Annotated in this window: 19 protein-coding genes; 7 read left to right on the top strand and 12 right to left on the bottom strand. The window is 67.8% G+C overall.

The annotated features are described in order from the left end of the window. Positions 1–8: 8 nt before the first annotated feature. Positions 9–836, bottom strand: coding sequence for an EamA family transporter (locus WB461_RS08115; RefSeq protein WP_423852226.1), 828 nt, complete (start codon positions 834–836; stop codon positions 9–11). A 70-nt stretch (positions 837–906) separates the two neighbouring features. On the opposite strand from WB461_RS08115, the gene WB461_RS08120 reads away from it, so the two are divergent. After that, on the top strand, positions 907–1539 hold the full coding sequence (locus WB461_RS08120; RefSeq protein ID WP_423852227.1) for a hypothetical protein: 633 nt from the start codon (positions 907–909) through the stop codon (positions 1537–1539). A 30-nt stretch (positions 1540–1569) separates the two neighbouring features. Here WB461_RS08120 and WB461_RS08125 read toward each other — a convergent pair whose 3' ends face one another. Genes WB461_RS08125 through WB461_RS08135 form a run of 3 tightly spaced genes read right to left on the bottom strand, consistent with a single transcriptional unit; the run spans position 1570 to position 3619 of the window. Beyond that, positions 1570–2181, bottom strand: a complete 612-nt coding sequence (locus tag WB461_RS08125) for a TetR family transcriptional regulator (RefSeq protein WP_423852228.1) — start codon at positions 2179–2181, stop codon at positions 1570–1572. Then, positions 2178–2906 (bottom strand): ABC transporter permease, encoded by a 729-nt coding sequence (locus tag WB461_RS08130; protein WP_423852229.1) that lies wholly within the window; start codon positions 2904–2906, stop codon positions 2178–2180. Before WB461_RS08130 ends, WB461_RS08125 begins: the two co-directional genes overlap by 4 nt. Next, positions 2903–3619, bottom strand: a complete 717-nt coding sequence (locus tag WB461_RS08135) for an ABC transporter ATP-binding protein (protein ID WP_423852230.1) — start codon at positions 3617–3619, stop codon at positions 2903–2905. The genes WB461_RS08130 and WB461_RS08135 overlap by 4 nt, the downstream gene beginning before the upstream one ends. 115 nt (positions 3620–3734) lie before the next feature. Between WB461_RS08135 and WB461_RS08140 the strand changes: the two genes are divergently transcribed. The 3 genes from WB461_RS08140 (at position 3735) to WB461_RS08150 (ending at position 7148) form a co-directional block, all read left to right on the top strand. Continuing rightward, positions 3735–4451 carry a hypothetical protein gene (locus tag WB461_RS08140; protein ID WP_423852231.1) on the top strand — a complete coding sequence of 239 codons (717 nt, stop codon included), beginning with the start codon at positions 3735–3737 and terminating at the stop codon, positions 4449–4451. A 75-nt stretch (positions 4452–4526) separates the two neighbouring features. Then, positions 4527–6785 (top strand): phosphoribosylformylglycinamidine synthase subunit PurL, encoded by a 2259-nt coding sequence (gene purL, locus WB461_RS08145; protein ID WP_423852232.1) that lies wholly within the window; start codon positions 4527–4529, stop codon positions 6783–6785. Positions 6786–6794: 9 nt separating this feature from the next. Continuing rightward, the gene (locus tag WB461_RS08150; protein ID WP_423852233.1) at positions 6795–7148 is read left to right on the top strand and encodes a sterol carrier family protein; all 354 of its coding nucleotides are present in this window, start codon (positions 6795–6797) and stop codon (positions 7146–7148) included. Here the strand turns inward: WB461_RS08150 and WB461_RS08155 are convergent. The 4 genes from WB461_RS08155 to WB461_RS08170 form a co-directional block, all read right to left on the bottom strand. Then, positions 7145–7897 (bottom strand): glycerophosphodiester phosphodiesterase, encoded by a 753-nt coding sequence (locus tag WB461_RS08155; protein WP_423852234.1) that lies wholly within the window; start codon positions 7895–7897, stop codon positions 7145–7147. The genes WB461_RS08150 and WB461_RS08155 overlap by 4 nt on opposite strands. Before the next feature lie 3 nt (positions 7898–7900). Further along, entirely contained in the window at positions 7901–9226 is a 1326-nt protein-coding gene (locus tag WB461_RS08160) for a glycoside hydrolase domain-containing protein (RefSeq protein ID WP_423852235.1), read from the bottom strand. Between the two features lie 184 nt (positions 9227–9410). After that, the gene (locus WB461_RS08165; RefSeq protein WP_423852236.1) at positions 9411–9860 is read right to left on the bottom strand and encodes an SRPBCC family protein; all 450 of its coding nucleotides are present in this window, start codon (positions 9858–9860) and stop codon (positions 9411–9413) included. A gap of 48 nt (positions 9861–9908) precedes the next feature. Next, positions 9909–10604, bottom strand: a complete 696-nt coding sequence (locus tag WB461_RS08170) for a ZIP family metal transporter (RefSeq protein ID WP_423852237.1) — start codon at positions 10602–10604, stop codon at positions 9909–9911. 84 nt (positions 10605–10688) lie between these two features. Here WB461_RS08170 and purF point away from each other — a divergent pair, with 84 nt between their 5' ends. From purF to WB461_RS08185, 3 genes are all read left to right on the top strand, one after another. After that, complete coding sequence (gene purF, locus WB461_RS08175; RefSeq protein WP_423852238.1) at positions 10689–12182, top strand: amidophosphoribosyltransferase; 1494 nt, start codon at positions 10689–10691, stop codon at positions 12180–12182. Further along, on the top strand, positions 12179–13234 hold the full coding sequence (gene purM, locus WB461_RS08180; protein ID WP_423852239.1) for a phosphoribosylformylglycinamidine cyclo-ligase: 1056 nt from the start codon (positions 12179–12181) through the stop codon (positions 13232–13234). The genes purF and purM overlap by 4 nt, the downstream gene beginning before the upstream one ends. Positions 13235–13366: 132 nt before the next feature. Continuing rightward, entirely contained in the window at positions 13367–13537 is a 171-nt protein-coding gene (locus tag WB461_RS08185) for a DUF3073 domain-containing protein (RefSeq protein WP_423852240.1), read from the top strand. 137 nt (positions 13538–13674) lie between these two features. On the opposite strand, the gene WB461_RS08190 is transcribed toward WB461_RS08185, so the two are convergent. The 4 genes from WB461_RS08190 to WB461_RS08205 all read right to left on the bottom strand — a co-directional run bounded on the left by WB461_RS08190 (position 13675) and on the right by WB461_RS08205 (position 16882). Further along, positions 13675–14769, bottom strand: coding sequence for a Glu/Leu/Phe/Val dehydrogenase dimerization domain-containing protein (locus tag WB461_RS08190; RefSeq protein ID WP_423852241.1), 1095 nt, complete (start codon positions 14767–14769; stop codon positions 13675–13677). 132 nt (positions 14770–14901) lie between these two features. Next, positions 14902–15423 carry a PGPGW domain-containing protein gene (locus WB461_RS08195; RefSeq protein ID WP_423852242.1) on the bottom strand — a complete coding sequence of 174 codons (522 nt, stop codon included), beginning with the start codon at positions 15421–15423 and terminating at the stop codon, positions 14902–14904. A 41-nt stretch (positions 15424–15464) separates the two neighbouring features. Then, on the bottom strand, positions 15465–16271 hold the full coding sequence (locus WB461_RS08200) for an SDR family NAD(P)-dependent oxidoreductase (RefSeq protein ID WP_423852243.1): 807 nt from the start codon (positions 16269–16271) through the stop codon (positions 15465–15467). Next, positions 16268–16882 (bottom strand): TetR/AcrR family transcriptional regulator, encoded by a 615-nt coding sequence (locus WB461_RS08205; protein ID WP_423852244.1) that lies wholly within the window; start codon positions 16880–16882, stop codon positions 16268–16270. The genes WB461_RS08200 and WB461_RS08205 overlap by 4 nt, the downstream gene beginning before the upstream one ends. Positions 16883–16928 lie beyond the last annotated feature (46 nt).

Raw genomic sequence — 16928 nt, forward strand, 5'->3', positions numbered from 1 at the left:
GCGCAGGGTCAGCCGGCAGCGACGAGCGTGACCGCGAGGGCTGCGAAGGCCAGGCCGACGCCCTGCCACCGGTGGATCTTTTCGCGGAGCAGCACCGCGGCGAGCAGAACGGTGCTGGCCGGGTAGAGCGAGGAGATCACCGCGACGATCGACAGCAGACCGTGGTGGGTTGCGTACAGGAACGCACCCTGCGCCGTCGCACCGAGTGGGCCCATCACGACCGCCCGCCACGCCTGTCGGTTTCGCGGCAGCCAGGCTTGGCGCAGCACCGTGGCAGTCACGACCACGGAGAGGATCGAGGTGGCCTGGGACAGGGCCAACGGGTAGAGCCCGGCATCGCTGCCGACCTGGCCAAGGAACGTGAACAGCAGGCCGAAGCCGATTCCGGCCAGGATGCCGTCGATCACTCCGCCCCGGTGCGCAGGATTGTTGTCGACGACCCGCGAGATCAGCGTGATCGCCGGGAAGGCGCACACGACCCCGATCAGCGCCAGGGTCGACGGTCGGTCGCCGGTGATCAGTCCCACGGCCACCGGGATGAGTGCGGTGCCGATGGCCGACAGGGGCGCGACGACACCCATCCGGGCCGTTGACAATCCGCGGTACAGGAAGGCGGCGCCGAACCCTCCGCCGATCCCGGCGACGGCTCCGTACGCCAGGTCGGTCGAGGACGGGCTGCCCGCGACGGAGACGGCAGCCAGCAGGCTGAACAAGCCCGAAGAGGTCTGCCCGACGACCGCGATCTGCCACGGTGACGAGCGTCGGGCGAAGATGCCGCCGAGAAAGTCCGAAATGCCATATGCCAACGCCGACAGGAGGGAGAGTGCGATGGCCACGAGTGCAGCCTAGGACCGCTGGCTGGCGCTGGAAGCCCTGGGCACCTGCCCGGGTCGCTAGGCTGGATGGATGAAGTTTCGCCAGCGTCGCTCCCTCGGGTCCCAGGCCAATGCCACCGTCGGCAACCTCGCTTCGAGGGTCGACGCCCAGACCGGCGAGGCCGCCCGCCGGGCAGCGGGCGTCATCACCGTGGCAGTGCGCGTCTTGCAGGTGCCGACTTCGCTGCTCGCCTGGGCCCCCGTGCCATTCATCCTGGCGACCATGGCGCTCGGCCTGCTCACCGGCGGGGGCGTCGGAGTGGTGTTCGTGGTCGCCGGGCTCGCCATGGCGGTCGTCAACGGCGCATTCTGGGCCCGTCGTCATCGCATCATCCGCGCGGTCGATGACGCGGACAAGCTCGCGACCGAGCTCGGGATCATGATCAGCCTGAGCGACAGGGTCGATGAGACCCGCGGAGCGCTGAGCCAGATCGCCGGCGGCGGCGGCTGGCGCGTGTTCAGCCGGCTCAAGGGTGTCTGGGGTGGGGTCGCGATGACGGGCCGCTGGATCGACGGAATCGGCGACCTGCCCCGGGCCAAGTACTTCGCCCCGCCCAAGATCGGCACGACCGTGACAGTTGCGTTGGCGGCGTTGTGGCTCGTTCCGATCTCGATCGTCGTCGCGCTGTTCGCCCTGATCGGGACCCTCGCCGGTGCGCTCTGATGCCAAGAATGCGTCGAGCACCGTGCACGATCAGGTCAGCGCGGACGGCCCCGCCCCAGTTCGGTCGATGACAGTCTGCAGCGCGGGCGCATAGCTCCGGACGACGTCGTCGACCGACGCAGCGGACATCGGCTCGAGCTTCACGACGTACCGCATCAGCGCCAGGCCGATCAGCTGACTAGCAATCAGCGTCGAGCGCAGTTCACGGTCGTCGCCCTCGAGGACCTCGGACAGGGAGGTGACCAGGATGTTGCGGGCCAGTTGCAGCATCGGCGCCTGGGCGTCGCCGGACCCCAGGGTGGTCCGGACGAGCCCGCTGAAGACTTCGCGGTGAGGGTCCCACGACTCCAGGAATGTGCGTATCAGGCGCTCCGCCATCCCATCGGGGCCGTCGGCGATGACCAGGGCGATCTTTGCGGCCGGGTTCACCGGCAGCTCCATCGTCGCGACGAGCAGGCCTGACTTGTCCCCGAAGTAGTGACTGATCAGGCTGACGTCGACGCCGGCCTCCCGAGCGATGGATCGTAGGGAGGTGCCGACGAACCCTCGCTCGGCGAACTGCGCCCGGGCGTGATCGAGGATCGCCGTGCGGCGATCGATCTTGTCGGTGGAGGCCGGTCGGCCCCTGCTGCGACCGGTCACGGTGTGCGGCGCCGCAGCGTCAGCGAGGCACCGGCGAGGGCCAGTGTGCAGCAGCCGAGCAGCACGAGCAGGTCGATCTGCAGGCTAGACGTGAAGTCGCCGCTGTTGCCGAGGTCGCGGAACGCGTCGGCGGCATAGCTCAGGGGGAGCAGGTCGGAGAGCCAGCGCAGGACGTCCGGCATGCTGGCGCGCGGAGTGAGCAGCCCGCACAGCAGCAGCTGTGGGATGACCACGAGCGGCATGAACTGAACTGCCTGGAACTCCGTGACCGCGAACGCCGACATCAGCAGGCCGAGGGCCGTGCCGAGCACGGCGTCGGTCACCGCGAACAGAACGATGGCCCACGGCGACTTGACGTCCATCTGGAGCAGCCAGATCGCCACCGCCGAGCTGACCAGAGCCTGTCCGAGGGCGGCGAGTCCGAATGCGAGGGCGTAGCCGCCGATGAGCTCGCCGCGCCGGATCGGCGTGGTCAGCAGGCGTTCGAGCGTTCCGGACGTTCGCTCCCGCACCATCGTCACGGAGGTCACCAGGAACATGATGATGAACGGGAAGATGCCGAGCAGCTGCGGTCCGATCCGGTCGAACACCGTCGGATTGCCGTCGTAGACGTACTTGAACAGCAGCAGGAGGAGGGAGGGAAGGACGAGGATCATGGCGATGCTGCGGGGGTCGTGGCTCAGCTGCTGGAGGACCCGACGCGCAGTCGCGAAGGTGCGCCTCATGCCGCTGCCCCCTCGGCCAGTGAGAGGAAGGCTGCTTCGAGATCGTGGTGACCGGTCTGCGCGCGGAGCCCGTCCGGAGTCGCGTCGGCCAGGATTCGGCCTTCCCGCATCAGCAGCACTCGATCGCATCGGCCGGCTTCGTCCATCACGTGGCTGGAGACCAGCAGAGTCTTGCCATCCTCTGCGAGACCGTCGAACAGCTGCCACAGATCTCGCCGCAGGATGGGATCGAGCCCGACGGTCGGCTCGTCGAGCAGATACACGGCCGGATCGGCGAGCAGTGTCGCCGCTAGCGACACCCGGGTCCGCTGACCTCCGGAGAGGTTGCCGACGAGTGCAGAGATCTTGTCGCCGAGACCCACGTCCGACAGCGTCTGACGGATCGCGGAGTCGGGTGCGCCAGCCAGGGACGCGAAGTAACGGAGGTTCTGGATGACTGTCAGGTCGGGGTAGATCGAGCTGGCCTGCGTCACGTATCCGACTCGGCGGCGGGTCTCGGGCGTGCCGGCGGGTCCGCCCAGCACAGTCACGGTGCCGGATGCAGTGGCCTGGATCCCGACGATTGCGCGAATCAGCGTCGACTTTCCGCAGCCGCTGGGACCGAGGAGACCCGTGACGGTGCCTCGCTGCACCGAGATCGTGAGCTGGGGGATGACAACTGTCCCGCCGCGGACCACACGAAGGTCAGCAACCTTGATGTCTATATTCAACATTTGTTGAATATAGACCGAGAGGCTGCGCCACTCAAGGGGCCGGCCAGACCGGCCGCATGGGGAGTACCTGCCCGGATCGTGACGTGCGTGATGCCGGGGGCCTACGCTTCACGGCATGGACATCCGAGGCCTCGCCCTGCTCCCCGTACGCGTCACGGTCGCAGCAACACAGGCCACGCTGGGCCTCGGCCAGCTCGCCTCACCTCAGGGTCCGATCCTGCGCGAGGGTGGGTACGGGGCACGGCTGGCCCAGATCTTCGGGGAGAACGGGCTGCTGGAGCAGCTCGGCCGGATCCTGGACGACGAGCGTGGACCAATCGGCCTGGCCAACACCCTGGCCGACCTGACCGCCAACGACCGACCGATCGGCAAGGCGCTGGCGCGCGACGGGCTGCTTGACCGGATGGCTGACGAGGACGGGCCCTTCATCCGGCTGCTGGAGGCAGGCGGTCCGCTCGATCGTGCGCTCAGCGAGGACGGGCCGCTCTACCGGTTCCTTGCGCCCGATGGTGCGCTGGATCGGTTGCTGGCGGAGGAGGGTGCACTGGATCGCGTGCTCGCCGAGGGCGGCCTTCTGGAGCAGCTGCTCGCCGAGGGCGGCATCCTCGAAAAGCTGTTGGCGCCGGGGGGAACGCTGGACCAGCTGATCGACCTCGGCACGACGTTCGACGCGATCGTGCCTCGGCTCGAGGCGCTGGGCACCGCCATCCCGAGCCTGCACTCCGCCGTCGACATCCTCAGCGGCGCAGTCGGGCCGCTCGGCGCACTCGCGGGCCGGCTGCCGGGCGGCCGTGGTCGCCCGCCGCTGCTGGAGTCGACCGCCGGAGACTGACCCACCTACCCGGCCGACCGAGGTTGGGGATCCCTGGCGAACCCGGGGGTGGGGGCCGACCGATATGATCCGCCTGTGACTGCAGCCCGCCAGCTCGACACCGTTCACCACGCCACCAGCAGCCCGGATCAGCCTCAACCGTGGGCCGAGCTGGGCCTGCGCGAGGACGAATACCTCAGCATCCGGGAGATCCTCGGTCGTCGCCCAACCGGCGCCGAGCTCGCGATGTACTCCGTGATGTGGAGCGAGCACTGCTCGTACAAGTCGTCCAAGGTGCACCTGAAGAAGTTCGGCGACCTGCCGCAGGAGACTCCGCTGGGCAAGACGCTCGCCGGAATCGGGGAGAACGCCGGCGTGATCGACATCGGCCAGGGCTACGCCGTGACCTTCAAGGTCGAGTCGCACAACCACCCGTCGTACGTCGAGCCCTACCAGGGGGCGGCCACGGGTGTCGGTGGCATCGTGCGCGACATCCTCGCCATGGGTGCCCGCCCTGTTGCGGTGATGGACCCGCTGCGGTTCGGTCCGCTGGATGCCGAGGACACCCGACGGGTCATGCCGGGCATCGTCGCCGGGGTCGGCGGCTACGGCAACATGCTCGGCCTGCCCAACATCGGCGGCGAGGTCGTGTTCGACGAGACCTATCTCGGCAACCCTCTGGTCAATGCCCTGTGCGTCGGGGTGCTCCGCCACGAGGATCTGCACCTTGCCTTCGCCAGCGGCGTCGGGAACAAGGTCGTCCTCTACGGTGCACGGACCGGAGGCGACGGCATCGGCGGAGTCTCGGTGCTGGCATCCGAGACCTTCGACGCGGACGGACCTGCCAAGCGACCCAGCGTGCAGGTCGGCGATCCGTTCATGGAGAAGCTCCTGATCGAGTGCACGCTCGAGCTGTTTCGCGCCGAGGTCGTCAACGGCATCCAGGATCTCGGCGGCGCGGGTCTCTCATGTGCGACCAGCGAGCTCGCCTCGGCTGGGGACGGCGGGATGCACGTCGAGCTCGACACGGTCCCGCTGCGCGACTCGACGCTCTCGCCGGAGGAGATCCTCATGAGCGAGTCGCAGGAACGCATGATGGCCGTGGTCGAGCCACGCCACCTGGACGCGTTCATGGCAATCTGCGCGAAGTGGGACGTCGAGGCTGTCGTCGTCGGTGAGGTCACCGATGGCGACCATCTCGTCATCGACTGGCACGGCGAGACCGTCGTCGACGTTCCGCCCCGCTCGGTCGCTCATGACGGTCCCACCTACCAGCGTCCCTTCGGGCGCCCCGACTGGCAGGACGCGTTGCAGGCCGACAATGCTGAGCTGCTGCCCCGGCCGGCTTCGGGCGACGAGCTGCGGGATCAGCTGGTCGCGGTCGTGACCTCGCCCAACATGGCCGACAAGTCGTGGGTCACCGATCAGTACGACCGCTACGTCCAGGGCAACACGGTGCTCGCCCAGCCCGAGGACGCCGGCGTGATTCGCATCGACGCCGAGACCCACCTCGGTGTCGCGGTCTCGACCGACTGCAACGGCCGGTTCGCCAAGCTGGATCCGTACGTCGGCGCGCAGCTCGCGCTTGCCGAGTCGTACCGCAACGTCGCTGTCACCGGCGCGCTGCCGCTGGCGGTCACCGATTGCCTCAACTTCGGTTCGCCGGAGAATCCGGATGTCATGTGGCAGTTCGAGCGGGCCACCCACGGGCTCAAGGACGCGTGTGCGGTGCTCGGCATCCCCGTCACCGGTGGCAACGTCTCGTTCTACAACCAGACCGGCGAGACCCCGATCCTGCCGACACCCGTCGTCGGCGTGCTGGGCGTGATCGACGACGTTCGTCGGCGGGTCACCCAGGGCTTCTGCGCGGAGGGCAGCCACGTCCTGGTGCTGGGCGAGACCACGGTCGAGCTCTCCGGCTCGACCTGGGCCGATGTCGTGCACGGTCATCTCGGTGGTCACCCGCCGATCGTCGACCTGGCTGCCGAGCAGGCTCTGGCCGAGCTGATGGTCGAGGCCGCTGCGACCGGTGTCGTGGAATCGGCGCACGACCTGTCCGACGGTGGCCTGGCGATGGCCCTGGCCGAGGCGTCCTTCCGCCACGGCATCGGCGTCACAGTCGACCTGGAGGATCCGTTCGTCGAGCTGTTCAGCGAGTCGTCGGCGCGTGCCATGGTCGTCGTGGCGGAGGATCGCCACGAGGAGCTGGTCGCCCTCGCCGACAAGCATGGTGTCGAGCTGGCGTCCGTGGGTCGCACGGGCGGCACGACGATCGAGGTCGCCGGGCAGTTCAGTCTGCCGGTGCAGGAGCTCAAGGCCAGCTGGCGGTCCACGATCCCCGCCGCGCTGGCCTGACCGGCCGCCATGGCACGTCGGCCGACACCGCTGACCCACGAGGAGTTCGTGCAGATCTGCGAGCGGCTGGATGCCGGGGATCCGACGCGAGCTGATCTCAAGGCTGCGACGATGCACCTGGTGGCGCTGCTGGTGTCGAAGGCTCCCGGTGCGAGCGTCGAGGTTCGCATCCCTCCGTTCGCGGCGGTGCAGTGCATTGCCGGCGCACGGCACACGCGGGGGACGCCACCTGCAGTCGTGGAGATGGACGCACCGACGTGGATCGCGCTGGCCCGCGGGCGTCTCGCCTGGGCCGACGCCGTCGTGCGCGCCTCGGGCGAACGCTCCGACCTCTCGCCGCTGCTCCCACTGGACGAGGCCTAGGGCCCCGCTGGACCCTCGGTGGACTCATGGCGAGCGGCAAATGCTCGCTCGGGGTGATTGGTGGTCACCATCCACACGTCTGGGTCGTTCATCCAGCGCTCGAGCTCGGCGGGATGATCGACGGTCCACACCAGCAGCGGAAGGCCATGTCGCCGGGCGTAGGCCTTGAGCGTCAGCCGCGCGACGAGCTTGTGGGCCACCACGAGATTGGCTCCGCTGAGCCTGAGTCGCAGTCGCGGGAAGGCGGACTCGAGCTGAACCCGTTTGCGAACGAACCAGTGCGCAGCGCCCGATCGAGGACTGGACGACAGTCCGACGAGCAGGTCCGGCGCGTGCTCGCGGGACCACCGCCGAAGCTGGCGCACCGACGAGTCCTCGGCGGTCGTGATGATGACGTCGTCGGTACCGAGGACCGAGACGATCTGCTCGACGAGAGAGATCTCGCCACCGGGCACCTTGAGGTCGATGTGTGCCCCAATCCGTCCCCGGACAAGATTCAGCACTGTGTCGAGCGTGACCAGCTCGGCATCGGCGATCTCGTCGAGACGATGCAGGGCGATCGAGCGAGCGTCCCCGTCGCCGGTGAGCTCGGCGTCGTGGAAGATGACCGGTCGACCGTCGGCGGTGAGGCGCACGTCGAACTCGACGAAGTGGCAGCCCATCGCGATCGCCGCCTCGAATGCGGCGAGTGTGTTCTCCGCTGCGTGATCGTCACCCGCGCCACCGCGGTGCGCCGACACGAGGGCCATGGATCAGCCTGCGGTCTTCCCGCGCTGCAGCAGCAACCAGACCGTCGCCTCGGTCGTCGAGTACGACGAGAGGCCCCGGGCTGAACGGTAGGCCTTGACCGCCTTGACGGTGGCGGCGTCGTAGACCCCGGTCAGGCGCGGCGTCAGGCCGGCCCCGATGAGGGCACGCTGCAGTCGCCACACGGGCAGACCGACCGAGCCCTGCTTGAGCACTCGAGGCCGGGTCCCTGCCGACAGCAGCGCGGTCCAGGTCGCCGGCGTCGTTCGACTCGTGGGTGCCCAACCCATGCGGGAGCGGAATGCGTCGACTGCCCGGGCGGTCCCGCTGCCGAACGTTCCGTTGACGCTGCGCTTGAGCCCTTGCTCCTTGAGCAGGCACTGCAGGGCCGAGACCTTCGGACCTCGGCTGCCGATCCGCAGCGTCGGGTAGGAGTCGAAGGACATCGCCACGCCGCACGGGAGACGGTCCGTCACTGGCACTGATCCCCGGCCGACGTCGAGGTAGTCGCGATCCAGATTGATGGTGTGTCCGCCGTAGGTCACGTTGACGCCGTTGTGGTACTGGTGGATTCGCTGGTGATTGGCCCAGCCGTCGTCAGCGAGGTAGGGCCCGCCGTCCGTGTTCGCGACCTTGTTGACCCAGGCGATCCACATCTGGTCCGGCTTGGTGAAGTTCCTGCGACCGCTCCTGCGCGCCGCGTCAATGGCCGCGATCGCTGCCGAACCGCTGGAATAGACACCGGACTTGTAGCCCTTGCCGTGGAGGTACTCGGTCCAGGCATCGGCGAACTCCAGCACGATGTTGTCGCATGCCGAGGTCCGGGCGTACCACTCGATGTCGAGGTAGGAGTAGCTGCCGGCCCCGAATCCGTACTTCTGCAGCGCGGCGACTGTTTCGGCGGCGTCCGCGCGGGCCTGTGCGCGGGCCGTGGACACCGTCGTCGACATCAGCTTCTTCTGCACCCGGCTCCGGGGGTTGTTCTTGAAGCACGGAGCCTGCCGACCGACATGGATCGGCAGGAAGCGCCATCCATGGGACGCATTCTTGGCGACCCAGGCCCGGCTGAGATTGGGCTGGTACTGATCGCCGCAGTAGCGGGAGCTCCCGGACACGTAGATGCCGATGGCCGTGAAGGGAGAGCGGGTGTTCCATGCGTCCATCACGGTCTGGCTCGGCGCGACGCAGGCGTCGAAGCCGTATCCGGTGAAGCTTCCCGGGGCAGCCGGACCGGCGGCAGCAGCGGGGGAGGACAGCAGGAATGTCGCGGCCAGACCAGTCAGGACACCGGTGATCGTGAGCCGCGAGGTGGGGGAAGGCACCAAGCGCATACCGTGAACAGTACGTTCACGCTCGAGTTCTGTCAGCCGAAGTGCATGGCACAGGCGTGACGATCAGGTGGCCGACCTCCCGGTGCTCGAAAAGCTCGAGGGGGAAGGCGGTAGGAGCCCGAGACGAGCGTTGTGCTCCGGTTCAGCGGCGAATGGGGTCACATCGGCATGGGGGTGGGCAGGCTCACGCCTCCAGCGTCGAGGCAATCCGCTCCAGGGTCTTGCGCATGCCGATCTTGGCGGCCGGGGCCATCTTGCTGCGCTTGAGCAGGAACTTCTGCTTGTCCTGCGACACGTCCCACGACTCGCGGACCAAGGTGCCGCCCTCGACGGGCTCGAGCTCGTAGCGCCAGATCCGGCCCCCGATCAGGCCATTCATGCCGGTGGTCTTCCACGCGATCTGGCGATCCTGCTCGAACTCGATGACGGTGTTGGAGGTGCGGTAGCCGACTCCCATGTGCATTGCCATGCCGAATGTCGAGCCCAGGCTGAGTGGACGTGACTCCTGCCGGGTGCCGCGGACGGTGCCCGAGCCGTCGATCTCGGCGTGCCGTCCAGCGTCGGAAATCAACGCGAAGACCGCCTCGGGGGTGGCCTTGATGGTGCGCTCGACGGTGATCGTGTCAGAAGTCATGGGGTCCATCTGATCGGTGCGAGGCCCTCGACGCAAACCGGAGCGACCTCATCCGCCGAGAACGAAGGCCACGAAGAAGCCCAGAGCGGTGGTCAGACCGACCCACCACCCACCATCGGTGTAGGCCTCGGGCATCAACGTGTCGGCCAGCACCGCGATCGTCGCACCGCCTGCGAAGGCCTGCACGGTCGCGACACTGGAAGACCCGATCGAGTCGCCCAGCGCGTGAGCGCCGACGGTCACCAGCACGAGGACCGCACCAGTCGCTGCCCACAGGAGCAGGATTCGGCGAGATCCGCCAGTTGGTCCACCGGCGTCACGCATCGTCGCGGCACTGCCGATCGCCTCGGGGGTGTTGCCGATGGCGATCGCGACCAGCAGCACGATTCCTCCTGACCCGGTGAGCGACACACCCAGCGCGGTGTTCTCGGGTATGCCGTCCAGCAGGGAGCCGAGCATCAGCCCCCAGCCGACTGACGCGGTGCCGAGTCGGGTGTCGAGCAGATGGCTGGCGATGGCGTACGTGCCGGCGCCGGCCATCAGTGCGAGTCCGGCGTGCCAAGCTGCAACGGAGCGAAAAGCGGGCTCGAACAGCTCGGAGGAGGCCGCCGCGATCATGGTTCCGGCACCGAATGCCATCAGCGCTGCCAGCAGCGGCCGCGGAATGTGCCAGCGCAGCCCGAGCCAGGCACCGCCGACGAGCGGCAACGCGGTCGCGAGCCCGTACAGAAGTGCCGTGGTCATACCGGCCACGCTAGGGGCATGTGATGTTGCCCGCGCTTTGACCGTCATTGGGTGAGAGCCCACCGCGGCCTTTACACTGGGAGCGTGCCCCGCGGAGATGGACGCCTGACCCACGATCTCGATCCCCAGGATGCCGGACCCCAAGATGCCTGTGGTGTCTTTGGCGTGTGGGCCCCGGGCGAAGAGGTTGCCAAGCTGACCTACTTCGGCCTGTACGCACTACAGCACCGCGGTCAGGAATCGGCCGGCATCGCGGTCAGCAACGGTCGCCAGATCCTGGTGTACAAGGACATGGGGCTGGTGTCCCAGGTCTTCGACGAGGCGACTCTCGAATCGCTCAAGGGGGAGATCGCGATCGGGCACGCGCGCTACTCCACGACCGGCTCAAGCGTGTGGCACAACGCGCAGCCGACCTTCCGTCCCACCGAGTCGGGATCGGTCGCGCTGGGCCACAACGGCAACCTGACCAACACCGCCGACCTCATCGAGCTGCTCCGCGAGCGTGACCTCGAGTCCGGCACGACCTCGGGCAAGGGCGAGACCGCAACCTCCGACACCTCGGTCATGGCGACACTGCTCGCGTCGTATCCGGACCGCTCGGTCGAGGAGGCCGCACTGGAGGTCCTGCCGCTGCTCCGAGGCGCCTTCTCCCTGGTCTTCATGGACGAGAACACGCTGTACGCCGCACGCGATGCCCAAGGCATCCGGCCGCTGGTGCTGGGCCGGCTCGAGCGGGGCTGGGTCGTCGCGAGTGAGACCGCGGCGCTGGACATCGTCGGCGCATCCTTCATCCGCGAGATCCAACCCGGCGAGTTCATTGCCATCGACGAGGCCGGTCTTCGTACCGAGCGGTTCGCGAAGGCTGAGCCCAAGGGCTGCATCTTCGAGTACGTCTATCTGGCCCGGCCCGACACCACGATCTCGGACCAGCGGGTGTTCTCGGTCCGCGCCGAGATCGGTCGGCGGCTGGCCCGGGAGTTTCCGGTCGAGGCCGATCTGGTCATTCCGGTGCCGGAGTCTGGAACGCCGGCGGCGATCGGCTACGCCGAGGAGAGCGGTATTCCGTTCGGACACGGACTGGTCAAGAACTCGTACGTGGGGCGCACCTTCATCCAGCCGTCGCAGACCCTGCGGCAGCTGGGCATCCGGCTCAAGCTCAACCCGCTGCGCGACGTCATCGCCGGAAAGCGACTCGTGGTCGTCGACGATTCGATCGTGCGGGGCAACACGCAGCGCGCGCTGGTCAGGATGCTCCGCGAGTTCGGGGCCGCGGAGGTGCACGTCCGGATCTCGTCCCCCCCGGTCAAGTGGCCGTGCTTCTACGGCATCGACTTCGCCTCGCGTGCCGAGCTCATCGCAAATGGCATCTCGGTCGACGAGATCCGCAAGTCGATCGGCGCCGACTCGTTGGCGTACGTGACGCTCGACCAGCTCGTCGAGGCGACCAACGTGCCCAAGAACGATTTGTGTCGGGCATGCTTCGACGGCATCTATCCGGTGGCGCTTCCCGAGGACGAGCTGATCGGCAAGCATCTGCTCGAGGCTCAGGACACGCTGCCACTCGAGGTCATCTCATGAGCACCTACGCCAGCGCCGGCGTCTCGATTCAGGAGGGTGACCGCGCGGTCGAGCTGATGAAGCAGTGGGTCGACCAGGCCCGCCGTCCTGAGGTCGTGGGCGGAATCGGCGGCTTCGCCGGTCTTTTCGACGCCTCGGCCCTCAAGTCCTACGACAGGCCGTACCTCGCGACGTCTGCCGACGGTGTCGGCACCAAGGTCCAGATCGCGCAGCGCATGGACAAGCACGACACCATCGGGTTCGATCTGGTCGGCATGCTGGTCGATGATCTGGTGGTGTGCGGTGCCGAGCCGCTGTTCATGACCGACTACATCGCCTGTGGGAAGGTCGTTCCCGAGCGCATCGCCGACATCGTCAAGGGCATCGCGCAAGCGTGCGTCGAAAGTGGGACGGCGCTGCTGGGCGGCGAGACCGCCGAGCATCCGGGACTGCTGGGGCCCGACGAGTACGACATCGCCGGTTCGACGACAGGGGTCGTCGAAGCCGACAAGCTGCTGGGGCCGGAGCTCGTGCGGCCCGGCGACGTCGTCATCGCGATGGCCGCCAGCGGTCTGCACTCCAACGGCTTCTCGCTGGTGCGGCACGTCTTCTTCGAGAAGGCAGGATGGCAGCTCGACCGAGAGGTGCCTGAGTTCGGCCGCTCGCTCGGCGAGGAGCTGCTGACTCCGACCCGCCTCTACACGTTGCCCTGCCTCGCTCTGGCTGCCGGCGTCGAGGTGCACGCGATGTCGCACATCACCGGTGGCGGGCTCGCAGCAAACCTGGCGAGAGTGCTACCGGACTCCGTGTCGGTGCGGGTCGACCGCTCGACCTGGTCCCCTCACCCGGTCTTCGGTCTGGTCGGATCGCTCGGTGACGTGGCGCAGGCAGATCTGGATCTGGCCCTCAACATGGGTGTGGGGATGGTGGCCCTCGTGGCCGCAGACGCGGCCGACGCCGCGGTGCGACTGCTGGCCGAGCACGGAGTCGACGCGTGGATCGCGGGTGAGGTCGCCGACGCCGGTGTGCACGGCGCCGGCGGAACCGTGACCCTGACCAGCGCCCACGCCTGACCCTGATCGTTCTGGAGGGATCGGGCTCTTGCTGTCGCCCACCCAGCGGGGGGTCGATGCACGGAATGTGGTGACCTTGGGTAGGGTTGGCGTCACGACATACTGACTACTTTTCTGCGAGGGGGTCGACCCATGGGGCGCGGCCGTGCGAAAGCCAAACAGACCAAAGTTGCGCGCGACTTGAAGTACCGCACACCTGATACGGACTTCAACACTCTGCAGCGCGAGCTCCACGGTGAGTCGGGCGAACCGATTCCTGTCCAGTATCGCGATCTCGATCGGGATGATCCGGCCGCCAGCTGACGCTGGCTCCCGATGTCAGTGACTCGTCACGCTTCTTCGGCGTGACGAGCGCCCTTGGCGATCTCTCAGTCGGTCAGCAAGAGGCTATGACGGGACCCGACCGCCGATTGGCCGGCCTGGTCCTCGTCACGGCGAGGTCAGCCTGCCGGCAGCCAGATCGAACGGAGTCGCCCGACCTCGCGCATGCGCTGCTCGGCCATCCGGTCGGCCGCGATCGACGGCGGCACGCCTTCCGAGCGAGCCCGCTCGAGGACACCCAGCGTGGTGTCGTAGATGGTGGTGGCGCGCATCTTGGCTCGTTCGAAGTCGAAGCCTTCGAGCTCGTCGGCGACTTGGATCACTCCGCCGGCATTGACGCAGTAGTCGGGCGCGTAGGTGATGCCGCGCTCCTCCAGCCGCTTCTCGATGCCTTCGTGGGCCAGCTGGTTGTTGGCGGCACCGCAGACGATGACTGCGGACAGCGCCTCGATCGACTCGTCATTGAGCGAACCACCGAGGGCGCACGGAGCATAGATGTCGAGGGGCTCGCGAATCAGGGCCTCGGTGTCGGCGACCGCCGTCATGGCCGGGTACGTCTCACGCAAGGCAGCGACGGCCGGCGCGTAGGGGTCGGTGACGACGACCTGCGCGTCCTCTTCGACCAGGTGACGGACGAGGTGCCGCCCGACCTTGCCGACCCCGGCGACGCCGACCCGCTTGCCCGCGAGCGAGGTGTCGCCCCACAGGTGCTGGGCTGAGGCGCGCATGCCCTGGTAGACGCCGAGTGCCGTGAGGACCGACGAGTCGCCGGCACCGCCGTGCTCGACGGTCCGGCCGGTCACGAAGTCGCACTCGCGCGCGATCACATCCATGTCGGGGCTGAAGGTGCCGACGTCACAGGCGGTGTAGTAACGACCGCCGAGGGTCTGGACGAATCGGCCGTACGCCCGAAGCAGGGCCTCGGACTTCAGGGTCGCGGGATCGCCGATGATGACGGCCTTGCCGCCGCCGAGATCCAGACCAGCAAGGGCGTTCTTGTAAGCCATGCCCTGCGAGAGGTTGAGGACGTCGGTCAGGGCGGCCTGCTCGGAGCCGTACGGGTAGAAGCGGGTTCCGCCGAGCGCCGGGCCGAGTGCCGTGGAGTAGATCCCGATGATGGCCTTGAGGCCGGAGGCCTCGTCGTGGCAGAACACGACTTGCTCGTGCCGGTTGCCGAAGGCGGACGGGGCGTTGGTGGAGGGTGGAGTGGTCACGGTAGTGCTCTCTGTCGTGGTTGGCGGAGACGCGGTGGTGGGCGCTTCCATCGTCGGATCCACGGGGTGGTGCGGATCACACCAAACTCTACCGCCCAATTGGTGGGCCGGTTGACGAGGCCGTGGCGTGGATCAATCGCCGCGCGCCGCCCGTTCTGCTGCCGCCTCCGGATCGACCACGCCGCGGAACCGACGAAAGCTGTACCCGATGAAGCCCAGTGCGACGACAGCCGACAGGAGCATCGTCGCTCCCGTCCCCCACCCGCCGACCAGCCACCAGCTGTCGCGTACGGGCCACCAATCGGGCGCATCGGGCCCGACACCCCAGTACACACCAACAGCTCCGAGCACCACGGCGCCCGAACAGCTGGCGATGATGCGCGGCCAGGTCTGGACGCCGTCGGCCGCGGACTTGAACGCCTGGATCTTGACCGGCTCGAGCCGACGCTCAGCCCACTCGTACTGCTGGGACAGCACCGCGAGCCCTGCGACGAGAAGGAGCAGGCCGGGTCCCGGCAGGACGAGTGCGGCGATCCCGGCGAGCACGAGTGCCCAGCCGACGATCTCGAGAATCAGCCGCCGGACCACACGGCTGCTCCTGCGTCGCGAGTCGGGGCTCATCGTGTCGCGGTCTGGTGTGGTGGCATGGTCCATGATCGCAACCGCCTGGCGACTCCGCACGTGTAGGCCGTGATTCAGCCCTTCGTCCGCTTCGCCAGGCTCCGGTCCATCCGACGGAACAGTGGCTGAGCGACCTTGGTGATGACTCCGGGGAGGGTCGCCATGCCAACCTCACCCATCGCGCCGGGCAGGCTGGTGACACGTGTCGGTTGGTCGACCACCGCCTTGACCAGCCAGTTGGCTGCCTTGTCCGCACTCAGCATCGGCATGGCCTGGTAGATCGACGTCGCGCCGGACATCTCGGTGCGCACCATCGGGAAGTAGACGACGGTCGACGTGATCCCGCGGTGTCCCAGCTCGGCGGTCAGCGATCGGGTGAACGACTCAAGCGCAGACTTGCTGGCGAGGTACGCCGAGAAGAGGGGGATCGGGACCTGGGTCGACATGCTCGAGGAGATCACGACGTGTCCATGGCCCTGCGCCAGGAAACGGGGGAGCAGCGCGAGGGTCAGTCGGACGGCGCCGAAATAGTTGATCGCCATGGTGCGCTCGTAGTCGTGCACCCGGTCCAGCGAATCCTTGATGGGGCGCCGGATCGAGCGGCCTGCGTTGTTGACGAGGGCATCGATCCGGGGGTGCTCAGCCAGCAGGCGGGCAGCGACCGCGTCGGCTGACTCGGCGTCTGCGAGGTCGACGACATATGCGTGGGCTGCGCCTCCTGCAGCCACGATGTCGGCCCGAACGGCATCAAGCTCGTGCTCACGCCGAGCCAGCAGGCACACGGTCGCTCCCTGCCGCGCTAGCTTGCGCGCCGCCTCGGCGCCGATTCCGCTGGATGCTCCGGTCAGGACGATGGTCCGGCCCTGCAATCGGGTGCTCACTGCTCGACCGCCCCGAACAGCGCCTGAAGGAGCCGCAGGCATCTCTGCATCATCTGCTCGGCCGTCTCGCCGGGGTGATCGACCCACCAGTTCATGAGCGAATCCACGATACCGAGCCAGACCGCGGTCATGGCGGAGATGTCGAGCTGGTCCTCGTTGTCGGCCAGGGACATGAGCTCGGCGACACCCTCCTGTGCGAGCTTGCCGATCCGGTCCGCGTAGAGCGTGGCCGAGTCGGCAATGGGGCCAGTGGTGGGCGCGGTGCCGTCGAAGAACAACCGCCAGAGATAGCGTCGGCGCTCCAAGAGCTCGAAGAGCCCGCCGAGGGTTTGCATACCCCGCTCGATCCCGACCGTGTCTCCGCTCGCGATGCGCTCGATCTCGTCGGCGACCAAGGAGCCACCGCGGTCCAGGCAGGCCTCGTACAAACCTTCCTTGGAGCCGAAGTAGTTGTAGATCAGCGGCTTGGAGATTCCTGCATGGCCGGCAACCGTGGCGACCGACGTCGCTGCATAGCCATGGCTCCCGAATTGCTCCGACGCGATGTCCAGAATCTGGGACTCCCGGTCGAGGCGGGGGACGCCCTTGGTTCCGGCGTTGGGTCTGACCACGAAAACACTCTAGCGCCAGCATGTGTCGCCGTGGTAACTTACCCCA

This window comes from Aeromicrobium sp. (assembly GCF_049587115.1).
In the GTDB taxonomy this organism is placed as follows: Bacteria; Actinomycetota; Actinomycetes; order Propionibacteriales; family Nocardioidaceae; genus Aeromicrobium.

What these genes read in the sequence shown, in the direction of transcription:
- WB461_RS08120 (WP_423852227.1), top strand. Translation starts at nt 907, where the DNA reads ATGAAGTTTCGCCAGCGTCGCTCCCTCGGGTCCCAGGCCAATGCCACC.
- WB461_RS08130 (WP_423852229.1), bottom strand. Translation starts at nt 2,906, where the DNA reads ATGAGGCGCACCTTCGCGACTGCGCGTCGGGTCCTCCAGCAGCTGAGC.
- WB461_RS08135 (WP_423852230.1), bottom strand. Translation starts at nt 3,619, where the DNA reads ATGTTGAATATAGACATCAAGGTTGCTGACCTTCGTGTGGTCCGCGGC.
- WB461_RS08140 (WP_423852231.1), top strand. Translation starts at nt 3,735, where the DNA reads ATGGACATCCGAGGCCTCGCCCTGCTCCCCGTACGCGTCACGGTCGCA.
- WB461_RS08150 (WP_423852233.1), top strand. Translation starts at nt 6,795, where the DNA reads ATGGCACGTCGGCCGACACCGCTGACCCACGAGGAGTTCGTGCAGATC.
- WB461_RS08155 (WP_423852234.1), bottom strand. Translation starts at nt 7,897, where the DNA reads ATGGCCCTCGTGTCGGCGCACCGCGGTGGCGCGGGTGACGATCACGCA.
- WB461_RS08160 (WP_423852235.1), bottom strand. Translation starts at nt 9,226, where the DNA reads ATGCGCTTGGTGCCTTCCCCCACCTCGCGGCTCACGATCACCGGTGTC.
- WB461_RS08165 (WP_423852236.1), bottom strand. Translation starts at nt 9,860, where the DNA reads ATGACTTCTGACACGATCACCGTCGAGCGCACCATCAAGGCCACCCCC.
- WB461_RS08170 (WP_423852237.1), bottom strand. Translation starts at nt 10,604, where the DNA reads ATGACCACGGCACTTCTGTACGGGCTCGCGACCGCGTTGCCGCTCGTC.
- purM (WP_423852239.1), top strand. Translation starts at nt 12,179, where the DNA reads ATGAGCACCTACGCCAGCGCCGGCGTCTCGATTCAGGAGGGTGACCGC.
- WB461_RS08185 (WP_423852240.1), top strand. Translation starts at nt 13,367, where the DNA reads ATGGGGCGCGGCCGTGCGAAAGCCAAACAGACCAAAGTTGCGCGCGAC.
- WB461_RS08195 (WP_423852242.1), bottom strand. Translation starts at nt 15,423, where the DNA reads ATGGACCATGCCACCACACCAGACCGCGACACGATGAGCCCCGACTCG.